The organism is Pseudomonas sp. CBC3 (genome assembly GCF_037967085.1).
Taxonomy (GTDB): domain Bacteria; phylum Pseudomonadota; class Gammaproteobacteria; order Pseudomonadales; family Pseudomonadaceae; genus Stutzerimonas.
Window position 1 is genome coordinate 646885 of record NZ_JBANEO010000001.1, and the last position, 19745, is coordinate 666629.

Annotated in this window: 11 protein-coding genes; 3 read left to right on the forward strand and 8 right to left on the reverse strand. The window is 63.9% G+C overall.

Features of this window, described 5'->3' with window-relative positions:
* Positions 1-41: 41 nt before the first annotated feature.
* Entirely contained in the window at positions 42-1013 is a 972-nt protein-coding gene (locus V6943_RS02915; protein ID WP_181099458.1) for a PstS family phosphate ABC transporter substrate-binding protein, read from the reverse strand.
* A 219-nt stretch (positions 1014-1232) separates the two neighbouring features.
* On the opposite strand from V6943_RS02915, the gene V6943_RS02920 reads away from it, so the two are divergent.
* Entirely contained in the window at positions 1233-1634 is a 402-nt protein-coding gene (locus V6943_RS02920) for an acyl-CoA thioesterase (protein WP_131649457.1), read from the forward strand.
* Here the strand turns inward: V6943_RS02920 and V6943_RS02925 are convergent.
* Positions 1620-2843 carry a GGDEF domain-containing protein gene (locus tag V6943_RS02925; RefSeq protein WP_131649456.1) on the reverse strand — a complete coding sequence of 408 codons (1224 nt, stop codon included), beginning with the start codon at positions 2841-2843 and terminating at the stop codon, positions 1620-1622. The two genes, V6943_RS02920 and V6943_RS02925, sit on opposite strands and share 15 nt — an antisense overlap.
* 144 nt (positions 2844-2987) lie before the next feature.
* On the opposite strand from V6943_RS02925, the gene V6943_RS02930 reads away from it, so the two are divergent.
* A complete protein-coding gene (locus V6943_RS02930) occupies positions 2988-3917 on the forward strand; it encodes an AEC family transporter (protein ID WP_340553017.1) in 930 nt (309 codons plus the stop codon).
* Here the strand turns inward: V6943_RS02930 and V6943_RS02935 are convergent, their stop codons facing one another.
* The 4 genes from V6943_RS02935 to recC all read right to left on the reverse strand — a co-directional run bounded on the left by V6943_RS02935 (position 3918) and on the right by recC (position 13571).
* Entirely contained in the window at positions 3918-4361 is a 444-nt protein-coding gene (locus tag V6943_RS02935) for a hypothetical protein (RefSeq protein WP_340552558.1), read from the reverse strand.
* 118 nt (positions 4362-4479) lie between these two features.
* The gene (gene recD / locus V6943_RS02940; protein ID WP_340552559.1) at positions 4480-6333 is read right to left on the reverse strand and encodes an exodeoxyribonuclease V subunit alpha; all 1854 of its coding nucleotides are present in this window, start codon (positions 6331-6333) and stop codon (positions 4480-4482) included.
* Positions 6334-6529: 196 nt separating this feature from the next.
* Positions 6530-10075: an exodeoxyribonuclease V subunit beta gene (gene recB, locus V6943_RS02945; protein ID WP_340552560.1), complete on the reverse strand. Its 3546-nt coding sequence runs from the start codon at positions 10073-10075 to the stop codon at positions 6530-6532.
* Between the two features lie 181 nt (positions 10076-10256).
* Entirely contained in the window at positions 10257-13571 is a 3315-nt protein-coding gene (gene recC / locus V6943_RS02950) for an exodeoxyribonuclease V subunit gamma (protein WP_340552561.1), read from the reverse strand.
* Between the two features lie 226 nt (positions 13572-13797).
* Between recC and V6943_RS02955 the strand changes: the two genes are divergently transcribed.
* Positions 13798-15483 (forward strand): Na/Pi cotransporter family protein, encoded by a 1686-nt coding sequence (locus V6943_RS02955; protein ID WP_340552562.1) that lies wholly within the window; start codon positions 13798-13800, stop codon positions 15481-15483.
* Positions 15484-15935: 452 nt separating this feature from the next.
* Here V6943_RS02955 and V6943_RS02960 read toward each other — a convergent pair whose 3' ends face one another.
* Together V6943_RS02960 and V6943_RS02965 are read right to left on the reverse strand one after the other, a co-directional pair.
* Positions 15936-18482 (reverse strand): TRAP transporter permease, encoded by a 2547-nt coding sequence (locus V6943_RS02960; RefSeq protein ID WP_131649451.1) that lies wholly within the window; start codon positions 18480-18482, stop codon positions 15936-15938.
* 151 nt (positions 18483-18633) lie between these two features.
* Positions 18634-19599 carry a TAXI family TRAP transporter solute-binding subunit gene (locus V6943_RS02965; RefSeq protein WP_131649450.1) on the reverse strand — a complete coding sequence of 322 codons (966 nt, stop codon included), beginning with the start codon at positions 19597-19599 and terminating at the stop codon, positions 18634-18636.
* Between the last annotated feature and the right edge of the window lie 146 nt (positions 19600-19745).

Below are 19745 nucleotides of genomic sequence, written 5' to 3' on the forward strand. Positions count from 1 at the left end.
GATCAGGCTCGCAGCGGGCGCCGCAAGCCTGGCAGCAGGCCTTAGTTTTCCAGACCCAGTTCTTTCAGTGTCTTGTCGACAACGGTCTTCGGCAGCGGGATGTAGCCGTCCTTGACCACGACTTCCTGACCCTGCTTCGACAGCACCAGCTTGAGGAACTCGGCATCGATCGGGCTCAGTGGCTTGTTCGGGGCCTTGTTCACGTAGACGTAGAAGAAGCGTGCCAGCGGGAACTTGCCAGCCAGGGCGTTCTCTTCGCTGGCTTCAAAGGCTTCGCCACCCTTGGACAGTGGAACGGCGCGGACGCTGGAGGTCTTGTAGCCGATGCCCGAGTAACCGATGGCATTCAGGGTGCTGGAAATCGACTGCACCACCGAGGCGGAGCCCGGCTGCTCGTTGACGTTGGGCTTGAAGTCACCCTTGCACAGGGCTTCTTCCTTGAAGTAACCGTAGGTGCCGGACACGGAGTTGCGACCGAACAGCTGAATCGGCTTGCTGGCCCACTCGCCAGTCAGACCCAGATCGCCCCAGGTCTTGATGTCCTGCTCGCCACCGCACAGACGGGTGCTGGAGAAAATGGCATCGACCTGCTCGATGTCGAGGCTCTTGATCGGATTATCCTTGTGTACGAACACAGCCAGGGCGTCGATGGCGACCGGCACTTCGGTCGGTTTGTAGCCGTACTTCTCTTCGAAGGCCTGGATTTCGTTGTCCTTCATCGGGCGGCTCATCGGGCCCATGTTGGCAGTGCCTTCGGTCAGAGCCGGCGGTGCGGTGGAGGAACCGGCAGCCTGAATCTGGATGTTGACGTTCGGGTAGCTGCGCTTGAAGTCTTCGGCCCACAGGGTCATCAGGTTGGCCAGCGAGTCGGAACCGACGCTGGACAGGTTGCCGGAAACGCCGGAGGTCTTCTCATAGGTCGGCAATGCCGGATCAACAGCGGCAACAGCGCTGGCAGCGCCTACACCAGCGGCAACGAAGGTCAGGGCCGCCATCAAACGATTCAGTGTCATACCTTGCTCCTAGCAGGGGTGTGCTCGAGTGTGTTGGAACGGGGGCCATTGTCTGCAGGCCGCGTGAACACTCTATGAACGGAATGTGACAATCTGGTTACGACAACGGAGACGCGACTGCACGGTCGCTGCTGAAACATTCAGCCGCTATACTCGCCCCGGCCCGCACTACCGCGGGTTTTTTCGCGCCAGAACAACAACCGCGCCGCGAGTCGACCGATGAAAGAATACGAACAGGAAGATCCGATTCCACAGGGCGATCTGGCCCTGCAACTCACTGCGCTGCCACGCGAGACCAACGGGTTCGGCGATATCTATGGTGGCTGGCTGGTCTCGCAGATGGATCTGGCCGGGACCGCCATGGCCAGCCGCGTGGCAGCCGGCCGCGTCGCTACGGTGTCCATCGATCGCATGGCCTTCATGGTGCCGGTGGCGGTGGGCGCGCAGCTGTCCTTCTATACCCAGACGCTGGATGTCGGGCGCAGCTCGATTCGCATGCTCGTGGAGGTCTGGAGCGACGATCCTGTTTCCAGCGAGTGGCGCAAGGTTACCGAGGCGGTGTTCGTCTTCGTGGCCATCGACGGTAGCGGTCGCACTCGCCCGGTATCACCACGCCGCTGAGCAGCTGCGGGCCTCGGTTGTCTGACCGGCGCTCATTGCGTAGCGGTTCTTGCCGGCCTGCTTGGCTTCGTACAAGGCCGTGTCGGCGGCGTGATACAGCTGTTCGGGCGTCTGCTCCGGCTGCAGCACCGCCACGCCAATGCTCGACGTGACGTGAGCACCATGCACCGAGGCCGGATGCGGCAACGCACGCTCTTCCAACTTTTGCAGTATCTGTCCGGCGATGGCCTGTGCCGATTGCGCATCACAATCGAGCAGTAGCAGCGCAAACTCCTCACCGCCCACCCGTGCCGCCAGATCCAGCGGCCGCCGCGAGAAGCCCGCGAGCAGCGTACCGAATTCCCGAATCAATGCATCGCCCGCCGGATGACCGAGGCTGTCGTTGTAGTCCTTGAAGTTATCCAGATCGAGCAACAACAAGGCCAGCGGCTTGCGTTCGCGCCGCGCCTGTAACAGCGTCTGCGGCAAGGTGCTATCGAAGCTGCGGCGGTTGGCCAACCCCGTCATGGCATCGTGCTGAGCGACCCAGCCGAGCAACTTGCGCATCAGAAACTGCTCGCGCTGCGAGTATTCATGGACGTAGCGGCTGATCGCTCCGAGCACCAGCAACAGCAGGTAATAGCTGACCGAAATCCAGTGCACCAGCAGCTCGCTCGGTGAAAGCACCACGACCGCGATCAGTACATCGAACAGAACGATCGCCATCGCACTGGCCAGGGCACGCCAGAAGGTTACGCCGAGAAAGAAGAACGAGCAGACGATCAACAGGCCGGCGCCATAGCGAAAGGCGAGCTCCGGCTGGGTGAGCTCGTATTGCATGTCGATCCGCGCCGCGATCACGCCGATCAGCACAAGGAACGCCGGGAACATACGGTTAGCGATGATTCGCGCCCGTCGCATGAACAGCGTCAGCACCAGGATTGCCAGACCGGGCACGATCTGCAGCAGGCGCAACACGGTCAACTCACGCAACCAGTCGGGATCGTGATCACCGAATAGCTGGTGTTCGACATAGAGGTAACCGCAGACCACCAGGATCAGCAGACAGGCACCTAGCTGCTGCGCCAATCGCGCCTGGCGACCAATATAACGGCGGAATTCGCGTTCCAGGTCCGGTGCGAACAGCAGGCGTCGGAAACCATCGAGCAGCTGCTGCCCGTACGGTGTGTCCCGATAATCCTCGGCGGACTTGGTTTCTATGGTTCGCATGGGAGACGCTCATATACAGAAGCGCGCACATGATATCAATTAGGCATCATCGTGCTCGTTTTTCCGATGAGCGCCAGCCTCGGTGCAGCGCCACTAAGTCTGGCTTGCGGACACAAACGCAACGCCGCACTATCGCCTATCTACATGCACCACTGGATGTATCGCGTGACTGCCCTTCTGCTCGCCCTCTGGCCTTTATTTGCGTTGATCGTTGCCGGCTATTTTCTACGGCTGAAAGAATTCCCCAACGAGGCCTTCTGGCCGGGCGCCGAACGAATCAACTATTTCGTGCTGTTCCCGGCGCTGCTGTTCAGCAGCCTGGCCACTGCGCCGTTGAACAATCCTGCACTGCCGCGCCTGGCCGGCGCGGTCATGCTCGGACTGGGGCTGGTATGGATCGGACTGTTGCTTGTCAAGCGGATGCGCGGCTGGCCGGCCGCTCGCTTCGGCGCGTTTGCCCAGGGCGCACTACGCTTCAATACCTATCTGGGCCTGGCGGCGGTCGGCAGCCTGTTCGGCAAGGAAGGCCTGGCGCTGGCGGCACTGATGCTGGCGCTGATGGTGCCAACGGTAAACGTGATGTCGGTGTGGGCGCTGACCGCCGAGCGTGGCGTCAACGTGCGTTCGCTGCTGTTGCCGATCATCAAGAACCCGCTGATTCTCGCCTGCCTGGCCGGTGCACTGGTGAACCTCGCAGGGCTGGGTTTGCCCGGCGGGACCGATCGACTATTGAGCCTGCTGGCCGCTGCCAGCTTACCGCTAGGGCTACTCTGCGTCGGCGCGGCACTCAAGCCGCAGGAGCTGAGCGGGGAGATCCCGGCGCTGGGCTGGAACAGCGCGGTGCGCCTGCTGGCCGTCCCGCTGCTGGCTTATGGCGTGGCATTGGCTCTCGGATTACCGGACATGGAGACGACCATCCTGGTGCTGTTCTTCGCCCTCCCCACCGCACCCACCGCTTACGTCCTGACCCGCCAACTTGGAGGCGACAGCCACCTGATGGCCGGCATCATCACCCTGCAGACGCTGCTCGCTGCGGCCAGCTTGCCGTTGGTGCTGACGTTGTTGAACGGATGATCAGCGCAGATCCTGCGTGCGAAGCAAGCGCAGCAGCGCCACTGCCAGGCCGACACCCAACGCGCAGAGCGTAAGCAGGGGCCCGAGATAGCCTAGCGCGTCCTGTAGCCAACCGAGCAGATTGTGCAGCCATGCGGTACGCCGCGAAGCTTCAACCGCCACGTAGCCGCCCTGCACCCAAACCTTGTATGCAGCATGCAGTGGAATCAGCGTCAGCGGCTGCAGCATCAGGCACAGCCAATAACCACTGCGCCGATACGAACCCAGCAAGCCCCACGGCAGATAGGCGGCACGGATCAGCTGAAAGAAGCAGAAGATGTAATAGCCAACCAGCAGCAGCATCAAAATGCTGGCCAGAGAGGGATCAAGCCAGAGCTGACGCAATACGGCCGCTGTGAGCAACAGGCTAAGCAAGCCCCAGACCAGAAAAAAGAAGGTTTTCATCGGGTGTCCCGGTGATCGACGTACAGCCATCGGAACAGAATTGCGCGACCCAAACGCACAACCGCTTCACGAAACAAGTTGCGATGCGCTGCGATCATGCTGACTTAGCTGTGCACGCTCAGAACAAGCTGAGCTGATCTCCCGTCGGCTCGGTTGCAGAGGAGCCCGGTAGAGGCTCTTCTGTGGCTCTGGTCGCTGCCTCGTGTAGCACCAGTCTTTCAGCCAAACCCGCAGCTCGCTCGGCACGGGTGTTTACCGCCTCGGCGAGACGCGCCGGCAGCGCCCAAATTTCCACCTTGCGCTTGGCGCGAGTAATGCCGGTGTAGAACAGCGAGCGGGTCAACAGTGGACTGGGTTGTTCCGGCAGCGCCAGTAGCACCTCATCGAACTCCGAGCCCTGGCTTTTGTGCACGGTCATGGCGAAGGCGCTGTCATGGCTCGGCAGCCGCGCCGGGGCGAAGCCGCGATAGCCATCATCCCCCTCGAAAAACACCCGCAGGCCGTGCTCGGTTTTCAGACAGAGACCAATGTCGCCGTTGAACAGGCCCAGCGCGTAATCGTTCTGCCGCACCATCACCGCACGCCCCGGATACCAGCGTTCGCGAGCCGGCACGCCGAGGCGCCGCTTGAAGCGCGCCTCCAACGCCTCGTTGAGACCGGTCACGCCAAAGGCGCCTTCGCGCTGAGCAGTCAGTACGCGAAAGCCATTGAAGGCATCGAATGCAGCGGTCGGGTCCGCTTGCCGTGCGGCCTGCAGGTAAAGCGCATAACCCTGCTCCAGCCGTTCGATCAGCGCAGCGGAAGTGGGCGCCGCGTTCCAGGCGAGATCCGCGCGGCCTTCCTGCAACAACGCGACGGTACCCTTGGCGTCGCCGCCGTTGATCCGCCGCGCCAGTTCGCCGATGCCACTGTCGCCGGCGAAGCGATGGCTGTGGGTCAACAGCACCACCGCATCACCCAGGCGCGAGCGCGGCGTCTCAACCGGCACGCTTTGCCCGGTGATGCGCTGCAAATCACCCGCTGCCTGGGCGTCGAAGCCGCGCCCTTCGCAGAGTTCGGCGAACACCGCGCCGGCCTCCACCGCGGCCAGTTGATCTTTGTCGCCGAGCAGGATCAGCCGTGCCTTTGGCGGCAGCGCGACAACCAGTTTGGCCATCAGCGCCAGATCGACCATCGACGCCTCGTCCACCACCAGCACGTCCAGCGCCAGCGGGTTGGCCGCGTCGTGGCGCACTTTCGGGCTGTCGCCGCGACTGCCGAGCAGGCGATGCAGCGTGCGCGCCTCGTCCGGCAGCGCGTCCTTGAGCGCATCGCTTATCGGCAAACTGGCCTTGGCATTGCGAATCGCCTCGGCCATGCGCGCCGCCGCTTTGCCAGTGGGCGCTGCGAGACCAATCGCCAAACGCTCACCGCCAGGCTGCTCCAGCAGCGCCGCCAGCAACCGCACCACGGTGGTGGTCTTGCCCGTGCCGGGGCCGCCAGAAATCACTGCCAGCCGACGGCGTACCGCCTGCGCCGCAGCCAACCGCTGCCAGTCGGGGCTTTGCTGATTGAAGGCGAACAACCGCGCCAGACTCTCGCTGAGCTGCGGTTCGTCTACCTCCGGCACATCCGCCGAGCGGGACAGCAGCTGTTCGGCCAGTTGCTGTTCGTAAGCTTGGTAACGGGACAGATAGAGGCGGTCGCCGACGAGCGTGAGCGGTGCGTAGTCATCGGGCCCACCGATCAGCGGGGATATCGTCAGCTGCTCACGCCAGCTAGCGAGTGGCGGCAGGCTGACATCGTGATCCGGCCAGGGACGTTTGCCAGCCAGGCTCCCCAATTGCAAACAAACGTCGCCGTTACCAAGCGCCTCGCAACACAGCGCGGCGCCGAGTAGCACCGGCTCCGCGGCCTCAGGATCGAGGCGCCGCAAACCGTCAATGAAGGCACGCTCCAACGGGCCGAGCGGCAGATCCGAGCGAAGCGTCATTGCGCGTCCCTCCACGCGGTAGGCGTCGCGCCGTTCACGCGGTGGGCTGAAGCCCACCCTACAGAAAAGTTGGAGCGCGCCGACTCCAGGCTTGCCACCTGTAGGGTGGGCTTTAGCCCACCAAAAAGTGCACCACATGGGCGTTGTGCTGAAGCAAACCTCTGCTCGCCCCACTTCACAGAACATGCGTCTCGCATCATCTACCTTCCTCGAACAACCGATCCAACGCATCGAGCAGCGCATCGTCCGGCCTCGCAAAGTACACGCCAGCCTCGGGCATCCCGCGTAGGAACAGGTAGAAGGCACCGCCCAGCTGCTCGTCGCGGAAGTCTGCCAGGCGCTGGCGCAGAAAGCGGCGCAGCGCCACCAGGTAGATCAGGTATTGCAGGTAATAGTGCTCACCGGCGAGCGCCTGCAGCAGCCGCTCGCCGCCGTAGTAGCTGGCGTCCGGGCCAAGCCAGTTGGATTTGTAGTCGGCGATGTACCAGCGGCCATCATGCTCGAAGGTCAAGTCGATGAAGCCCTTGAGAAAACCTTTTAGGCTGTCGAACTCCAAGCGAGCCGCCGCCTCGCGCAGAGGTCCGGCGAGGCCGTTGGCCGGGTCGGTCAGCAGCGTACGCAGGCGCGTCACATCAAGATCCTGAACCGGAAAAGTGAAGCCCAGCTCGGGCAATCGCCGCGCGGCTTGCAGGCCGGAAAGGCTCAGACCAGCGCCATCCAGGTCGGTCTCCAAGACCTGTTGCAGATGGGCGGAGGCGATCTCTTTCCACTCCAGCGGCAGCCCATAGGCCTGCAACGCCGGCTCGACCAGCTCCGGCAGCTCGCCCTTACCCCGCGCCCAATCTTCGAGGATCGCGTGCAGGCAGGTACCGGCCCGTGCGCCGCGCGGGAACGCGAAGAAGCCGCTGCCCGGCTCGCCGGCATTGGGGATCGCCAGGGCGTCGCGATCTGGCGCCTCCATATGCATACCGGCGGCCAGACCGGAAAAACTGCCGATGCGCCAGGCGCTGTGCAGGCTGCGGTTGAGCTGCGACAACTGCTGTGGAGGTGCCGCGCGACCTGGTCCTTGGGCGCTGGCTTCGTGCTGCTCCAGCGATAGCAGCGCCATGCTGCCTTCGCTTACCGCGACAAGCCGCTCGATGGCGGTACGCAGGCTGGCGCAGTTCACGTCGGCCAGATGATTGCCGAGCTCTTTCAGCCCGTCATTGCCGGGCAACGCCCGACCGTGCAGCAGCCAGGCCAAAGCACTGCTGTGCAGGCCTTCGTCCGGCAGGCTGCCATCCTTTTTCGCTTTAGGCAGGCTCACTGGCCCCCAATGCAGCCAAAGCCGGTCACGGGCGCGGGTCAGGGCAACGTAGGCCAGGCGCAGCTGTTCGGCGAAGACTTCCTGACGTGCACGTTCGAGGTTTTCTTCCAGTTCGTCGCTGCCCAAATCCAGCAGCGGCTGACCGCTGTCATCGTGGCAGCGGGCGCTGTCTCGGTTCTTGCCCAGGAGCTTGCCGTCCCAGAGGAAAGGACAGAACACCAGCGGGTATTCGAGGCCCTTGCTGGTGTGGATGGTGACGATCTGTACCCGCTCGGCATCGCTTTCCAGGCGTAGCAACGATTCTTCGCCGGCACCTTCGCTGCCGCGCTGCGCGTTGAACCAGGCGAGCAAGGGTTCGAGGCCGGGGCGCAACAAGCTCTCGGCCTGCAGCAATTCGCCCAGGTGCAACAGATTGGTCAGCCGACGCTCGCCATCAACCCGCGCCAGCAGCCGCTCGGCCACGGCCTGCTCGTCCAGCCAGGCACGGAACACGCGCATGAAACCTTGTTGCTGCCAAAGCTGGTGATAGCGTTCGGCGGCTTCACGCTCGGCGTCCCACTGTTGCTGGTCGTCCTGGCAACGCGCGAGATCGGCGGCGCTGCGGCCCAGCAAGCGCGTAGCCAGGGCGTAACGCAGCAAACCCTCGCGACCCGGCTCGGCGTAGGCGGCCAGCACCGCGGCAAGTTCGGTCGCCTCTTCGCTGCGCCAGACGCTGTCGCGCCCACGGCGGACGCTGGGCACACCGCGCGCAGCCAGCTCGTCGGCAATCATGCCGGCCTGACGGTGATTTGCCACCAGCACGGCAATGTCGCCACCCTTGAGTGGCGTGAACACGCCGTCCTTTTCAAAACCGGCACGACCTTCGCCAGCAGCAGCCAGCTGCAGGGCGATGCGCCGTGCGGTGTCGCAGGCCGCCAGTTGCGCGGCCTCGCCCTTGCCGAGCGGATCGTCGCCAAGCCAGACCAGCGACAACGGCGCCGCCTCACCCTCTTCTACCAGACACAGGCTGGCACGCGATTTCTCAGCGGCGCCCACCGGCGGGTATTGCAGGTCGCTTTGGGCGAACGGTTGCGGATGATCGAACAGCTGATTCAGCGCAGCGATCAATGCCGGCGTGGAGCGGTAGTTGGTCGGCAGGTTGTAGGGTCGGTCGGCCTGATTGCGCGCGGTGATGTAGGTCGCCAGGTCCGCGCCGCGGAACGCATAGATCGCCTGCTTGGGGTCGCCGACGAAGCACAGCGAGGCCTCACAGCCCTTGGCATAGATGCGGTCGAAGATGGCGTACTGGATCGGGTCGGTATCTTGGAATTCGTCAATCAGCGCCAGCGGGTAAGTGGTGCGAAGCGAGGCCGCCAAATCCTCGCCAACTGGTCCTTGCAGCGCCTGGTTCAAGCGATTGAGCAGATCGTCGAAGGCCAGCAGCCGCTGCGCCGCCTTGCGCTCCGGCAGTTCGCGGTTGAGCCGTTCGAGCAGCGCCACTTGCAGCGCGATCAACCGCTGCTTGCCGGCCGGTAGCGCCTCGGCCACCCGGTCAGCCAGCTCGTCCAGCGCATGGGCAAGCTCGCAGACGGGCGCATCGAAGCCCTTCCTGCAGGCCTTGCTCAAGGCCCGCACGCCGAACTTGGCGGCGCCCTCGGGTAGGTCGAACATCACCGCCGGATCGGCGAAATAGGTGTCTAGCTCGCCCTGCCAAAGCTCGAACTTGATGCTTTTGTGGGTGCTTTGGCTGAGTCCGCCGTGGGCGAAAAGCTCGGCGATCCAGGCCTTGCCGGCCTCTTGCCAGAGCGCCGCGGCCCGATGCCAGGCTGCCTCGACCGGACGCAGGTCAGCCGCGACCGGTGCCCCCTGTGGTTCGACACGCAGATAGGGCTTGCCCAGATGGCTGCGCAAACGCTGGCGCAACCACAGCGGCGTGATCCGGCTCTTGGCCAGAAACCGCGCCCAGGCTGGATCGGCATCGGCCAGCTCGCTGCGCCAGGCATCGGCGAGTAGGGCATCGATGATCTCGCGGTCGTCGGCGGTCAGCTCACTATCAAAGTCGCCGCCCGCCTCGAAGGCCGCGTCCTGCAGGGCGCGCTGGCAGAAGCCGTGGATGGTGAAGATCGCCGCCTCGTCGAAGCCATGCACAGCCAGCAACAGGCGCCGCCGCGAGGCGTCGTCCGGGTAGCGGGCATGGAGGCGATTGAGAAAGTCGTCATCGCTGGGCGTGCCTTCATAGACTGCCAGCAGATCGGCCAGCCGCGCGCGGACGCGCTCGCGCAGCTCGGCGGTGGCAGCGGTGGTGTATGTGACCACCAGAATCTGCCCCACCGACAGCTGCCGCTCCAGCAAAAGGCGGGCGTAGAGCGCCGTAAGCGTCCAGGTCTTGCCGGTGCCGGCACTGGCCTCGATCAGCGAGCGGCCGTCGAAGGGCGAATCGAGCAAGTCCAATTTCATGCGAACCCCGCGGAGGCGGCATGGGGTTTATCCGCACGCTTTCGCAACGATGCGGTACGGCCACGGAGGGACCACTCCACTGTGCACGAGCTTTTCGTAGGGCGCGCTTCGCGCACCACCAAGCCTCGACGCATGCGGTGCGCGGAGCGCACCCTACGGTGTGGGCAGAAAATCGACAGGCTCATGCGTCTTGCTCCTCGTCCTGGGCCAGGGCATCCAGCGCCGGACCGATCAACTGTTCGGCCAAGGTTTCGAAGCGTTCATCCAGCGGATCACGGTCGCGAAACGCCAGAGCATTCCACGGGTCTTCAGACTCGGCGGCGATGGGGCTGAACTCGGCGCCCAGCCAGGCTTCGCGAGCGCGCTTGCGGGCGCACTCGAGCGGCTCGCTGCCGCGGGCCGGCTTGCGATAGCCCTTGGCAAAGGCATGGCTGCTGCGCGGCAACAGCGGCAGCGGTTCACGGATCGCACATCGATAGGCGGCGAGCCAGGGTTCAAGCAGTTGCGCGGCGTTTGCCAGCGGGCGGAGTTGCCAGTCACCGGCCGGCGACAGCATCAAACTGTTGCGTTCGATGCCGGGCGTGGCGGCGAGGTTGAGCAGCAAGTGGCGCAGCCAGAACGGCGGCAGGTCCCACTCGCCGAGACGGCCGAGCTTCCAGCCGAACAGCCCGCCCGGCGTCACACCGTCGAGCCAGCCGTGAATACGCACGCCCGCCAGGGTGATATCCACAGCGAGCGGTTCGGGTACGTCGTCGGGACGCAGTTCGAACAGTCGCGGAGCGAACGCGCGCACCGGGCCGCGCAACTTACCCCACAGCGCCTGGCCCAGTTCGCCAGTGGGCAGCCAGCCGGCGGCACAGGCCATGCGCCGCTCTTCCTCATCGCTCCAGCCGTGCTCCAGCGCTTGCAGCGACAGGCGGCGCAGACCGTTCCAGGCGGGCATTTCCAGGTCGAAGGGCTCATCGCTGGCAAGCGCCTCCTGGTCATCGGCCAGGCGCAGACCCAGGCGCTGTTCGAGCAGGAAGCGCGACGGATGGCGGAAGCACTGCAACAGCTGGGACGGCTCAATGGTCAGCCAGGCCTCGTCGGGCTCGGCGAGCAGGCTGGTAAAGGGTTGCACTTGTGTCTGCGGCGGTTCGGCCAGGCGCTGGGCGGCACGGAACCAGGGCAGCGAGTAACCGGCGCAGGGGGCACCACCGAAATTGTTTGGCGAGAACGGCTGCAATGGGTGGGCGACGAGAATCTTCTCGCTGGCCTTGGGCTGTTTCGGCTGCGAGGCATCGGTGCGAGCAGGATCGCGAGCGGGCTCGCTCTTGCAGACGGCCGTCATGTCGACGGCTTCGAGCACCTCGCTGAGCAATACAGAAGGTGGCAAGACGGCGTTGTCGCGCGGGTCGCGGCCGACATAGGACAGGTACAGCGCCTCGCGCGCCGAGAGCAGTGTCTCCAGCAGCAGGTAGCGATCATCCAGCCGCCGTGCACGGTCGCCGCGCCGGGGGTGGCGGCCAATCAGGTCGAAGCCCGACGGCGGCGTTCTCCGTGGAAAGGCGCCGTCGTCCAGGCCGAGCAGGCAGACCACACGGAACGGCAGGCTGCGCATCGGCACCATGGTGCAGAAGGTCACCGCACCGGTGAGAAAACCTGAGGCGCCGCCGCCCTGCTGCAGTGCGGCGCTGAGTTGTTGATGCACCAGTTCCAGTTCGATGGGGCGTTCGAGATCCGCCGCCTGCGCCTGGTCGCGCAGCGAAGCACAGGCCTGGGAGAGCAACAGCAGGGTGTCGCCGGCCTCGCGCTCGTCGAACAGGGTATCGAGCAGCACTTGCAGATCGTCCGCCCATTCGGCCAGCGGGCGCGGTCGGGCCAGCTGATCGGCCAGTTTGCCGAGGCGCTCGACGAACTCCACCAGCCGACCCAACAGCTGGCCTCGCGCGCCCTCCAGCGCGTCCAGAGGCCAATGTTCACCGAGCAGCGGGGCAGAGTCACCGGCCAGTTGCGGTGGCGCGGCGAAGCCCAGGAGCAACCGATCCAGCCCCTGGCGCCAAGTGAAGGCGGATTCGTCCGGCAAGCCCAGCCGCGCCCGCTGGCTGCCATCGCGGCCCCAGCGCACACCCGCTTCGCGCAGCCAGTCGCGCAGCAGCAGCAGGTCTTCGCTGTCGATCCCGGCGCGACGTGCGATGGCCGGTTGTTCCAGCCAGGCGAGGATTTCCTCGGCGGCGAAGCGGCTCTGCGCGAGCATCAGCAGTTCGAGGAAAGCCTCGATCAACGGCACTTCGGCGCGCAGGCTGCGATCGGCGAGGCTGTAAGGAATCCGAGGGCTGCCCTCGCGCGGGGCGAACACCGCTTCGATAAAGGGCGCGTAACGCTCGATATCGGGGGTCAGCACGACGACCTGATCCGGGCTCAGCGCCGGGTCGGCGGCAAAGCGTGCCAGCAGCTGGTCGTGAAGAATCTCCACTTCGCGAAGCGGCGAATGAGCGATATGCACTTCCAGCGAACGGTCATCCTCGGCCAGTGTCAGGCGCTCGTCGGGCAAGCGGGTGCGCAAGCGCAGGATGTCGTTCTGTAGCGCGTGCAGCAGGCTGTCGTCGCGCAGGTCGTCGTCTTCGGAATACAGGCCGATTTCCTGACGACCTTCGCTCGTCGCGAGGCTGAACAGCGAATCGAAGAAGTCGCGGCCCTGCTTGCCGAGGCTCGCCAGCAGAGGGTGGCCGACGTCGAGATACCAATCATCGACACCGCTCTCTGGCTGTCGCGCCAACTCACGGATATCGCGGATCTCGCCCCAGGCCTCGCGGCTCGGGTTGAGCGCGCAGACGACCACGTCGACATGCCGAGCCAGACCATCGAGTACGCGCAAGTGGTGCGGCGGCAGGCTGCTGATGCCGAACACCAGCAGCCGCTCGGGCAAGCCGGGCAAGGCTTCGTCGTCATAAAGACGCTGCAGCAGATCGTCGAGCAGACGGGCGCGATGCGGATGGCCGTCCTTGGTCAGCTCGCGCCAGAGCAGCGCCTGCCAGGCTTCGTCGGGACCGAGATCGAGCGTCTCGCCGCGTTCCCAGGCGGCCAGCCAGTCGTCGCGATAGAGCAAGTATTGGTCGAAAACGTCGGCGACCTTCGCCGCTAGACTCAGCCGCCGGCGCTCGTCGCCGCCGTCGAGATATTGCGCCAGACGGGGCGCCAGTTCGAGGTTGGACGGCTCGCACAGCCAGCCGTACAGGCGCCAGGTAAGCGTCGTCGGCGAGAAGGCTGATTGCTCCGGCAGGCTGCCCAGCACCGTGCGGCTCAGGTCCCAGACGAACTTAGCCGGCAGCTGCATTTCCAGTTGCATGGCGATGCCTTGCTTGCTCGCCAGCTCCAGCGTCAGCCAGCGGCCCATACCCTGGCTCGGCACCACCACCAGTGCCGGCGCGAAAGGATCACTCAGTGGCTGGGCAAGCAAGGTGGTCGCCAGTTCGCCGAGGGTTTCCAGATCGGGAGCGTGGTAGAGACTGAGCATGGGCAGACCATTGAAAAGCGAAGTGGGTAGGTTACAGACCACCCGCCCGGCTAGCGAGTGACTGCGCCATCGTGAACCGGCCTCGCGACAACCTGCGTCGCGCCGGCCAGTCATGACAGTTTCTTGAACGGCACTACAGCGCGAAGGTCAACCGGATATCCCTCGATTCGTATCGCGTCGCTCGGCGCAGACGCTTGCCGTTGCCGCTCGCCGGAGAACCACACTGATGTTGACGTTGCTGCACCTGCTTTCCTCCATCGCATTACTGGTCTGGGGCACGCATATCGTGCGGACCGGGATCATGCGGGTCTACGGCTCGCATCTGCGGCGGCTGCTCGGCCACAGCATGGCCAACGCGCCGATGGCTTTTACCGCTGGCATCGGCGTCACCGCTTTGGTACAGAGCAGCAACGCGACCGCGCTGCTGGCGATCTCATTCGTTGCGCAGGGGCTGATGGCGCTGCCCACCGCCCTCGCGATCATGCTCGGCGCGGATGTCGGCACGGCGTTGATGGCCCGGGTGCTGACGCTCGACCTGTCATGGCTGTCGCCGGTGCTCACGCTGGTCGGGGTCTGTCTGTTTCTGTCGCGCAAGCAGACCCGCGCTGGCCAGCTCGGGCGCGTACTGATCGGTCTGGGCCTGATCATTTTGGCCCTGCAGCTGATCGTCCAGGCCGCCGCGCCGATCACCGAAGCGCGCGGCATGCGCGTGCTGTTCTCGTCGCTGGCCGGCGACACTTTGCTGGCGGTGGTCGTGGGCGCGCTGTTCGCGGTGCTCTCCTATTCCAGCCTCGCCGCGGTGCTGCTCACCGCGACCCTCGCCAGTGCCGGTTTGATCAGCCTGCCGGTGGCGCTCGGTCTGGTGATTGGCGCCAACGTCGGCAGTGGCGTACTGGCCTGGTTCAACGCCACCGCGCAACCGGCATCTGCACGCCGCGTGGCGCTGGGCAATCTGCTGTACAAACTCGCCGGGCTGGTGGTATTGCCCTTCCTGCCAATGCTGGTCGAGTGGATGGCGACGATCGGCTACAGCGCGCAAACTCAGGTCATCGCCTTTCATCTGGTCTACAACACGGCGCGCTGCGTACTGTTGCTGCCCACGGTGGGCCTGATGGCCAGGCTATGCGAGCGCCTGCTGCCGGAACGTGTCCTCGATGGCGGTATCGCTCAGCCGCGCCATCTGGATCCGACCGCCCTGGACACGCCCAGCCTGGCCCTGGCCAACGCCGTACGCGAAACCCTGCGCATCGGTGATCTGGTGGAAACCATGCTGGCGCGCCTGCTGGAAGTGCTACGCGAGGACCGACCGGAGCCGGGCGAGGAAATTCGTCGCCTGGATGACGATGTCGATGCGCTCTACAGCGGCGTGAAGCTCTATCTGGCGCGCATGCCGCGCGAAGATCTGGCCGAGCAGGAAAGCCTGCGCTGGGCGGAAATCATCGAGCTGGCGATCAACCTGGAACAGGCCGGCGACATCATCGAGCACATGCTCGGCAAGGTGCAGAACATCAAGACGTCCAAGCGACGCTCGTTCTCCGACAGCGGACTGGATGAGCTCAGCCAGCTGCACGCGCTGCTCAGTGCCAACCTGAGCCTCGGCCTGTCGGTATTCTTGTCCGGCGATTCGCACAGCGCGCGGCAACTGCTGCAGCAGAAGCGGCAATTTCGCAAGCGTGAACGCGAACTGGCCCATGCGCACGTGCACCGGCTGCACCAACAGGTGGTCGAAAGTATCGAAACCAGCGCGGCGCATCTGGAGCTGATCTCCGACATGAAGCGGCTGAACTCGTTGTTCTGCAGCGCGGCCTATGCGGCGCTGGACGGCGCAGGTAGCGGCAAGAGCCGACCGTCGGCCGAAACATCCCATGACGCGGCGCCGGCCGAGCATCATCTGCCGGGCAGGCCTGCATAGGCGAGGCCTGCCCATGAGGAGCATGCCGATCAATAAGCGCTGTCGATCAAGGCACGCCTGCATTTCGGACAGGCCTGCGGCCTGTATTCGCCGCGAGGGCGCGCCTCCCACAGGTTGGACGCGTATCTGCCGCTTTTGTGGGAGGCCCGACTCTGGGCGAGGGTTTTTTCCGCTCTTGGCTGGCTTCTGCTCGCATTCGCCGCGACGGCGCGTCCACTAGGGCGAGGTGAACACCCGGTGCTTTTATGAAAGGCCCGACCTCGGGGCGAACTTACTTAAGAACAGCATTGCGTTATGGGACAGATGGTTCTGGCTTGGTCCTGATTCCGCCCTTGCGCTTGACCCCGGCTCGCTCCACTCATTGCTTGAGGCTGGCGCTGCGACAGCAAGAAAAAACTCCGCCCATGCATGCGCATGAACGGGGTTCGAGTGACACTGAACGGTGAGTCGAGTTAGCTCGACTTACGACGCCGCTGCATCCAGACGACGAGGCCGAACAGCGCGAGGCCGGGTAGCCACATCCATTCCTTGGCCCAACGATCGGTGGGCGCGCGGACCGCCAGGATTTCCTGATCGAACTCCAGGCCCAGCTCGGCGGCGGGGCTGCCGAAGGTGACGCTGTCGACCAGCACCTTGCCGTCTTGCTCATAGGTCATGAGGCCAAGCTTTTCCAGCTTCTCCTCGCCGGTCGCTCCATTCGGAATTGCCACCAACAGGCTGAATTCCCGCGCGTCGCCCACCGCGTCCTCGCCGCGAATGCGCAGGCGAAGCTGGCTGTCCTCGTCCACGGCTTCCAGCGCCTGTACCAATTGCGCCGGCGGGATGTCGCGGTAGGGGTCATGCACTATGTCCATCCAGAAGCCTGGCCGGAACAGAGTAAAGGCCACCAGCAACAGCAGCACGCTTTCATACCAGCGGTTACGTACCAGGAAGTAGCCTTGAGTACCGGCAGCGAAGACCAGCATCGCACCCGTAGCAACCAGGAAAATCAGGATGCCATGCCAGAGCCCGACATCGATCAGCAACAAATCGGTATTGAAGATGAATAGGAACGGTAGCGCGGCGGTGCGCAGGCTGTAATAGAACGCCGTGACACCGGTCTTGATCGGGTCGCCCTTGGACACCGCAGCAGCGGCGAACGAGGCCAGCCCCACGGGCGGCGTGACGTCAGCCATGATGCCGAAGTAGAAGACGAACAGATGCACGGCGATCAGCGGCACGATCAGCCCGTTCTGCTGCCCCAGCGCCACCACCACCGGCGCCAGCAGACTGGACACCACGATGTAGTTGGCGGTCGTCGGCAGGCCCATGCCGAGGATCAGGCTGAAGACCGCGACGAGCAGGAGCATCAGGAACAGATTGCCCATCGACAGCATTTCGACCAGATCGGCCAGCACCAGACCGACGCCAGTCTGCGAGACCGCACCGACGATGATGCCCGCCGCCGCGGTGGCGATACCGATGCCGATCATGTTGCGCGCGCCTGCGATCAGACCTTCGCGCAGGTCGACGATGCCATCCACGAAGCCGCCGTGCTGGTGCCCGTCGCGGCGCATCCAGCTGAGCAGAGGACGCTGGGTCAGTAGGATGATCACCAGCATTACCGTGCCCCAGAATGCTGACAGGCCGGGTGACAGCCTCTCGATCATCAGGCACCAGACCAGTACTACAACCGGCAGCAGGAAGTGCAGCCCCGAAAGCAGCACCGCACGAGTGTTCGGTAGTTCTTCCAGCGGCTTGTCCGGATCCTCAGCCGGCAATGGCGGATTGCTCGCTGCGATTTTCAGCAGCGCCAGATAAACCAGCGTCAGCAGCACCGAAATGCCGGGCAGCGCGTAATCGCCAAGGGTCGGCTTGAGCCAGCCGAGACCGTAGTAGACGGCCAGCGAGAGCCCGGAAATCAACGCCGCACCGAAGGCAAAGCCGGTCAGGCGGCGCAGCCAGGGTTTGGGCTGGTGCGTGCCGATCGGCTGCATGTTCTGCTTGAGCGCTTCCAGGTGCACGATGTACAGCAGCGCAATATAGGAAATTGCCGCTGGCAGGAAGGCGTGCTTGATGATTTCCACATAGGGAATGCCGACATACTCGACCATCAGGAATGCCGCAGCCCCCATCACCGGCGGCATGATCTGGCCATTGACCGAGGACGCCACCTCCACCGCACCGGCTTTTTCTTTGGAAAAACCGACCTTCTTCATCATCGGGATGGTGAAGGTGCCGGTGGTCACCACGTTGGCGATCGAGGAACCGGAAATCAGACCGGTCATGCCCGAAGCGACGACTGCTGCCTTGGCCGGACCACCACGCATGTGGCCGAGCAGGCTGAACGCCAATTGAATGAAATAGTGCCCCGCGCCGGCGCGTTCGAGCAGCGCACCAAACAGCACGAAAAGAAAGACGAAACTGGTGGATACGCCCAGGGCGATACCGAACACACCTTCGGTGGTGATCCACTGATGGTTGGCCATCGCGGTGAAGCTCACCCCGCGGTGCGCCAGCAGCCCCGGCATGTAGGGCCCTGCTAGGCTGTAGATGATGAATATCAGCGCGATGATCGCCAGCGGTGGGCCGAGTGCGCGGCGAGTGGCTTCCAGCAACAGAGGAATGCCGATGCAGGCCGTGACCAGATCGGCGGTCGTCAGGTTGCCCGGGCGCTGCGCCAGCTGTTGATAAAAGATGAAAAGATAAGCGGCGCTGGCGGCAGCCACCAGGCCCAGCGCGATATCGATCAACGGCACTCTATCGCGCGGTGAACGCTTGAACGCCGGATAGGCCAGAAACGCCAGTAACAGCGCAAATGCCAGATGGATGGAGCGGGTTTCGGTGTCATTGAGCACACCGAAGCGCAGCATGAAGGGCAGCGGCGAGGCGATCCACAGCTGGAAAAGCGACCAGAGCAGGGCCAGGCCCGCGATCGCTTTCGCCATGGCACCTTCGGGCATTCGCGCGCCGACGTCCTTGGCAACGAGCTCTTCGGTGGACAGTTGGTTGTCTTGCATGGAATGAGGCCTGTTTTTTCAAGTAACGGAACCACGAAAACCCGTGGCACCGGGCTCACGGGTTTTCGGGCGAATGCCGCGGGTCAACGCCCGCCGCATCGATGCAGCAAAACCTGATAGCAGACCGCAGCTTCAGCGGTCTGCCAGGCCATTACATCCAGCCACGTTCCTTGTAGTAGCGCTCGGCGCCTTCATGCAAAGGCGCGGACAGGCCGACCTTGATCATGTCTTCAGGCTTGAGGTCCTTGAACGCGGGGTGCAGACGCTGGAACCGCTCGATGTTCTCGAACACCGACTTGACCAGCTTGTAGACAACTTCAGCATCGACCTTGGAAGTGGTGGAGAGCACCGCCTTACCACCGATCGACTGGGTTGCGCTGTCGTTGCCGGCGTACATGCCGCCCGGAATTTCAGCCTTGGTGTAGTAGGTCTTCTCAGCCAGCAGCTTGTCGATTTCCGGGCCGGTGATCGGTACCAGAACCGCATCGACGGTGGTGGTGGCTTCCTGAATCGCGCCGTTGGGGTGACCGACGAAGTAGGTCATGGCATCAATGTTGTTGTCACCCAGCGCACTGGCCAGTTCGGCCGGCTTGAGTTCCGCTGCGAGACTGAAGACCGACTGGTCCCAGCCCTTCACTTTCATGATTTCTTCCAGGGTATCGCGCTGGCCGGAACCGGGGTTACCGATGTTGACGCGCTTGCCCTTGAGGTCGTCCAAACCCTTGATGTTGGCGTCACGGCGCGCCAATACGGTGAAAACTTCGCTCTGCAGGGAGAAGATCGCGCGGATGTCGTCCATCGCGCCCTCTTTCTCGAACGGCGACAGACCTTCCATCGCCTTGTATTGATGGTCCGACTGCATGATGCCGAAGTTGAACTCACCGCTACGCAGTCCGTTGACGTTGGCCACACCGCCGCCACTGGCTGGCGCGTTGCATTTGACGCCTTCAGCGTTGCGATTGACGAAGCGGCAGATCGACTGACCAGCAACGTAGTAAACACCCGTCTGGCCACCGGTACCGATGGTCACGAATTGTTCTTGCGCCTGAGCCACACCGCTCAGACCGGTCCCCGCCAACGCGGCGGAAAATATCCATGCCAAGGATTTGCCTTTCATGGATTCACTCCTTATTGGTTGTTGGATTGCCTCGCCGCACCTCGTGAGCATTTGGCGAGAAGTTGGGAGTCTAGCAGGCCATCGGTTTCACACGTAACGCTGTGAGCGACGCAGGTGAAGCGCCGAGGGCGGCCAGCACATCGAGA

Coding starts and splice junctions, on each gene's coding strand:
- V6943_RS02930 (WP_340553017.1), top strand. CDS start 2,988: ATGCACCACTGGATGTATCGCGTGACTGCCCTTCTGCTCGCCCTCTGG.
- recC (WP_340552561.1), bottom strand. CDS start 13,571: ATGCTCAGTCTCTACCACGCTCCCGATCTGGAAACCCTCGGCGAACTG.
- V6943_RS02960 (WP_131649451.1), bottom strand. CDS start 18,482: ATGCAAGACAACCAACTGTCCACCGAAGAGCTCGTTGCCAAGGACGTC.
- V6943_RS02935 (WP_340552558.1), bottom strand. CDS start 4,361: ATGAAAACCTTCTTTTTTCTGGTCTGGGGCTTGCTTAGCCTGTTGCTC.
- V6943_RS02965 (WP_131649450.1), bottom strand. CDS start 19,599: ATGAAAGGCAAATCCTTGGCATGGATATTTTCCGCCGCGTTGGCGGGG.
- recB (WP_340552560.1), bottom strand. CDS start 10,075: ATGAAATTGGACTTGCTCGATTCGCCCTTCGACGGCCGCTCGCTGATC.
- V6943_RS02920 (WP_131649457.1), top strand. CDS start 1,233: ATGAAAGAATACGAACAGGAAGATCCGATTCCACAGGGCGATCTGGCC.
- recD (WP_340552559.1), bottom strand. CDS start 6,333: ATGACGCTTCGCTCGGATCTGCCGCTCGGCCCGTTGGAGCGTGCCTTC.
- V6943_RS02925 (WP_131649456.1), bottom strand. CDS start 2,843: ATGCGAACCATAGAAACCAAGTCCGCCGAGGATTATCGGGACACACCG.
- V6943_RS02955 (WP_340552562.1), top strand. CDS start 13,798: ATGTTGACGTTGCTGCACCTGCTTTCCTCCATCGCATTACTGGTCTGG.
- V6943_RS02915 (WP_181099458.1), bottom strand. CDS start 1,013: ATGACACTGAATCGTTTGATGGCGGCCCTGACCTTCGTTGCCGCTGGT.